Origin of the sequence: Saccharospirillum impatiens DSM 12546 (assembly GCF_000423605.1) — a bacterium.
GTDB lineage: Bacteria > Pseudomonadota > Gammaproteobacteria > Pseudomonadales > Natronospirillaceae > Saccharospirillum > Saccharospirillum impatiens.
This window is the reverse complement of sequence record NZ_AUIH01000102.1, coordinates 1-5,149: the sequence shown is the minus strand read 5'-3', so window position 1 is coordinate 5,149 and position 5,149 is coordinate 1. Positions and strand designations below refer to the sequence as shown.

The window sequence follows — 5,149 nt, the reverse complement described above, 5'->3', positions numbered from 1 at the left end:
ATGACCGCCTTCCTCGATCTGAAAGCCGCATGTGCACTGGGCTGTAGCGAAGTTAACGCTACGGCCGCGTCGGTGTTGTTAGATGGGTTCCTGTATCAAGGGCAGTTGAATCCGGTGGCGGAGCTAGACGGAAACAGCAATGTCGTAGCGCGGTTCGTGTACGCTGACAAAGGCCACGTTCCGAGTTACATGATCAAGGACGGTATCAACTACCGAATTGTCAGCGATCACTTGGGGAGTGTGCGGCTGGTCGTCAATGCCAGCACCGGAGAAGTAGCCCAGCGGATGGACTATGACGCTTGGGGCAACGTCACGAACGATACCAACCCTGGGTTCCAGCCGTTCGGTTATGCGGGCGGGATCTACGACCGCGATACTGGGCTCGTTCGGTTCGGAGCTCGGGATTATGATCCGGAGATCGGACGTTGGACCACAAAGGATCCAATTGGATTTGCAGGTGGGTTGAATCATTATGGGTATGTTGAAAATGATCCTGTTAATTTGATAGATTCCGAAGGAAATCTACCAAGCTTTCCACAATGGGCTGTGGATGGAGCTGCTGCCTTTGGTGATACGATTACATTCGGTATGACAGATAAGGTTAGGGACTGGATGGGGACGAATAGTGTGGTTAACAAAGACTCCACAGCTTACAACGCCGGAGAGGTGGCGGGTGTTGTTTATGGATTTGCCGCGGGTGGAGCAGGGTTAGCCCGGGCAGGGTTGAGAATTGAACGAGGTAACTGGAAGCAAGCAGGACAATGGGTGGCGGGCAAAGGCCAAAAGAAATGGCACTTCCACTATGGAACAGCTCCTGGCTTGACAAAGCACCATTTACCGTATCAATTTTTGAATTGGTCGCAGAATTTTAAATCAGCATATAAAAATGGAACAGCATGGAGTGATATTTTAAGTACTTTGTTTTCTGGGTATGGCTTTGGTGTGGCTGGATATGGTCTAGGAAACCTAGGCTCGGGAGCGCTGGATGACTGCCGATAGGGAGGTACAATGCATCAGATAGTAGAGATTGATTTAGAGCCGAGTAGTGGAGTGAATCCTCTGAAAGCTAATGCTCAGGTTATTGATTGGCTTTTTAATGAATCAACTTTTTGCTTGGCATTGGATTTTAATCTTTCGGTTACAAGTAAAATTAGAAATGATCATAGGCCGAGATTGACTACCAAGCTTAGCTATCACCGAGATCGTTTATTGCTACTTAGAAGTTCGATGAAGGGGTTTTTATCATGCACTATCTGTGATCAGGAAGTGGAAGTTGTTAAGTCTATGTATATAGATGGTTTTCCTGGCTATTTTGTTTCTGAGTTTTATTCAGAGCCATATTCTTTACCAATTGAAGAATCGATAGTTGATTATGTTATAGAATTTTCTAGTGTTTTTGATTTCGAGAAAACTCTATTGTTTCATGCGCATGACGGATATCCGGTTTTTATGTGGAAGATCGATTCGCAAGGCAATGCAGACACCCACCGTAACAGATTGTAATTACCACATTAATCGAGACACCCAATCAATGGGTCAGAGTCAATCAATGGAGTCAGAGTCATGTGTGCCACGAACAAAGCACTCAGGAGCTTTGGAACTGCGCTGAAGATGGAAGTTAGGCCTCCCGAAGTCTGCCTGCATAAAATCAATGGGGTCAGAGTCATTGGTTTTACATGGTGTGCGATTTAGACTTCTCCTTATGTCCTAAGGAGCGATCAATGGGGTCAGAGTCATTGATTCTGTGTCACTATTCAAGTTGAAACCCAAGTTGGACGACATTCAGTTTGGTTCGGGGACGATAGAAAAACGATGGCGCTTCTGAAGGTTAAAATCAATGACTCTGACCCCATTCGTTGCCAGGGCAAAATTAATGAGCGATATTAGAGTAGAGCTTTTTTGGAGTAAAAGGTGGGTAGAAGCACTGGTAATGTTGCCTTTTTTTTTGGCTCTTCGTAAATTCTTGTGGAAATCCAGTATAATCTAGGCCTGACTGTACCAGATTGTAAAGGGGCCGATTCTGTGGAAATTGAAGATCATTATGCGTTACTTCTCGGGATTAGTTCCCCCTGGGAAATCAGCTCAGTAAACCTCAACATGCCTGGTAATCGTGTTGATATTGAAATCGATTACGCTGATGGCTCGGGTATATGTCCTGAATGTGGGACCGTATGCCCAAAGCACGATGATCGCGAACGCAGAACTTGGCGTCACTTGGATACCATGCAGTTTTCAACCTACTTGCACGCTCAGCTTCCAAGGGTCAAGTGTAAAAAACACGGAGTCAAAACCGCCTCGGCGCCATGGGCCACCAAGAATAGTCGCTTCACGCTGTTGTTTGAGTCCTTTGCCATCCAGGTTATACAGGCCTCTCGTAGCATAGAGGAAGCACGTAAACTGCTCAGGTTAAACTGGCACCAAGTTGAAGCGATCAAGCGGCGTGCTGTTGAGCGAGGACTTGCCCGTCGTGACAGCACGGCGATTGAATATCTGGGTATTGATGAGAAACAATTCCGCTCGGGTCATCAATACATTACTAACCTGGTAGACCTCAAGCAAGGTCGTGTTTTGGATGTCGTGGAAGAACGTAAGGAAGAAGCCTGCAATACATTGTTTTTGCAGGCGCTGACTCCCGATCAGCGTGAACAGGTTACGGCCGTGGCGCTGGATATGTGGAAAGCCTATGCCAATGCCGTTGAGGGCCTCTTGCCTCAAGCGGTTATCGTGCATGACAGGTTCCACATCAGTCAGCACCTCAATCAGGCCGTGGATCAGGTTCGCCGTGCAGAGAACAAACAGCTCGCCAGCGAAGGTGACAACCGGCTTAAAGGAACCAAGCACTTCTGGCTATACAATGCTGAAAACGTCAAGGCGAGCCACCACGACCAATTTGATCGACTCAAAGGTAGCAATCTCAAGGTGGCACGGGCCTGGGCCCTAAAGGAACACTTCCGGCCCTTCTGGGACTACCGATCCAAAGGCTGGGCGAAGCGCTACTTTGAACGCTGGTACAGTTGGGCAATCCGCTGCCGCTTGGAGCCGGTGAAGAAAGTGGCCAGAATGCTCAAGACGCATATAGAGGGTTTGCTAAACTACTTTGACCACCGGATCAGCAATGCGGCGGCTGAAGGTTTAAACTCCAAAATACAAACGGTGAAGTCCAACGCCCGAGGTTATCGTTCCTTCGAAGGGTTCAGAACGAGCATACTGTTTTATTGCGGGAAGTTGAAAATGCAGCCGTAGGGCTCTACAGAGTTCTACGAAGAACCTTTTTTTTATTGGTCGCTGTATTTAGTTCGCAATTTATTGATGGTTGGTGGCTAGTGTCAGTTCTCCTTGGGATTTTTATTGGGGAGCAGATTTATAGGTATATTATGTTCAAAGAGGCTGGCAAGCTCAGCAGCATTCCAAAAGCCAAGTTGGCAGCTTGGTTGTTTGGTATTCAACTTATTCTTATTGCTTTCTTGGGGTTTCTAATCGCCTTCCTTCCTTAGCAAAGTGAATCAAAGCCCGGCCAAGCGCCGGGCTTGCCCTTCCTGCCTCACGCTAAGATCACCACCAAACACTCCCTCTATCCCTCTCACGATACCGCCAAGTTGATCCAGAACCCGGGGCGCCACCGCCCTGGTATTGACCGCCCGCTTCGCCGCTACTCCTTGGAATGAAACCTCCTTGATCTTCTAGCGCGCTATGCGCCCAATCAATGGGGTCAGAGTCATTGATTCTGTGCCACTATTCAACGTGAAGCCATGGTTGGTCGACATTCTGTTTCGTTCGGGGACTATAGAAAAACAGTGGCGCTTCTGAAGGTTAATATCAATGACTCTGACCCCATTGGTTCTATTGGGTTCAATGGTAGCCTTAATCACTACGCTTACGTCGCTAACGATCCTGTAAACTGGATCGATATTGATGGCCTTAGCAGGGAAGACATTGATAGAGTGGCGGCATATGTTGCGTTGAACAACCCTGATTTAAATGTGGACTTGAATGTAGGCACTATGCCGATGTCTGGCGACGGTTATCGAGCAATTACCAACCCCGTAACCAAACAGATAACTATTGACAGTTATTACTTGAAAGAAGATCTATCCTATGAGGATTTATTGAAGTTAGAAGAACTCATCACTCATGAGTCTATTCACAGAACTAGGCCTCGGTGGGATATGATCAGTCGGCCTTTTGAACATCAGGATATATATGATGAAGCTCGTGACCGGAGTGCGATAGGTGATGATTTTTGTCCAAGTTATACAACGTATTAATATGGTGATGAGAATAGCGGCTATTCTAAGCTTGCTGCTCTTACAGGGATGTACGTTACCTTTTGAAGTGCTGCTGCATAATTACTCTGGGCAGAGTATTGTGGCTGAGATAAATAAAGCAGGAGGGGTAAAGAAGCCGATAGCTGTGGGAGAATCAGAGAGCTTTGATGTTGGAAGTATTGATTTTACTCGATTGACCGTCCATCACGAAGCTGGGGCCTGGGTGTATGACTTAAAGCAACCAAGAAGTGAGTTTTTTACATTTAAGAAATTGCTGGGCATTAGTACTCGAATATCGGTTAACCTTGTCTTGCATGAAGATGGGAAAATAACTGTTGAAAAAAATGTTGGCGCGGTGAAAGGCGCTGACCAAGAAGAAGTGCCTACCTTTTACCCTGACTCATATTAAAAATTGAAGAAGCCCGGCCAAGCGGCGGGCTTGCCCTTCCTGCCTCACGCCAAGGTCACGACCAAACATCCGCCATCACGCTCACGGTACCGCCAAGTCGGCCTCGGCCCAGCCATTGGCCCTTCAACGGCAACCAGGGCGCCTCCGCCTGACTGCCGTTCATCGTCTTGCGCTTGGTTCACGCCTGCTTCTTGAGTTGCGCCGCCTCCAGGTAGGTATCGATGATCTGGATGACCTGCCGCCGGGTAGCCGGGTCCAGCTTCTCAAGGTGTTGCAACCGTCTCAGCAACCGCGTATCCGGCAGCCGGTTCTTCTTCAGCGGCTTCATCCCCAGTAGCTCATCCGCGCTCACGCCCAACACCTTTGCCAGGGTTGGCAGCAGGTTCGAGGGCGGGTATTCGCTGTGGCCTTCGTAGTAGGAAATCATCCGCTGGGTGACGCCCAGCTCGGTCGCCAGTTCCACCTGTGTATAGCC

General features: G+C 48.2%; 6 protein-coding genes. 5 read left to right on the top strand and 1 reads right to left on the bottom strand.

Features of this window, described 5'->3' with window-relative positions; genetic code table 11:
- The 5 genes from G565_RS26230 to G565_RS0120290 all read left to right on the top strand — a co-directional run.
- Positions 1 to 999 (top strand): RHS repeat-associated core domain-containing protein (locus G565_RS26230; protein ID WP_028672452.1); only part of this gene is annotated, 999 nt, incomplete at its 5' end.
- A 9-nt stretch (positions 1,000 to 1,008) separates the two neighbouring features.
- Positions 1,009 to 1,503 (top strand): hypothetical protein, encoded by a 495-nt coding sequence (locus G565_RS0120310; protein ID WP_028672451.1) that lies wholly within the window; start codon positions 1,009 to 1,011, stop codon positions 1,501 to 1,503.
- A 519-nt stretch (positions 1,504 to 2,022) separates the two neighbouring features.
- A complete protein-coding gene (locus G565_RS0120305) occupies positions 2,023 to 3,243 on the top strand; it encodes an ISL3 family transposase (RefSeq protein ID WP_028672450.1) in 1,221 nt (406 codons plus the stop codon).
- A gap of 551 nt (positions 3,244 to 3,794) precedes the next feature.
- Complete coding sequence (locus tag G565_RS0120295; RefSeq protein ID WP_037340687.1) at positions 3,795 to 4,265, top strand: RHS repeat-associated core domain-containing protein; 471 nt, start codon at positions 3,795 to 3,797, stop codon at positions 4,263 to 4,265.
- The gene (locus G565_RS0120290) at positions 4,231 to 4,674 is read left to right on the top strand and encodes a hypothetical protein (protein WP_157600184.1); all 444 of its coding nucleotides are present in this window, start codon (positions 4,231 to 4,233) and stop codon (positions 4,672 to 4,674) included. The genes G565_RS0120295 and G565_RS0120290 overlap by 35 nt, the downstream gene beginning before the upstream one ends.
- 178 nt (positions 4,675 to 4,852) lie before the next feature.
- On the opposite strand, the gene G565_RS25220 is transcribed toward G565_RS0120290, so the two are convergent.
- Positions 4,853 to 5,149 (bottom strand): helix-turn-helix domain-containing protein (locus tag G565_RS25220; protein ID WP_051208338.1); only part of this gene is annotated, 297 nt, incomplete at its 5' end.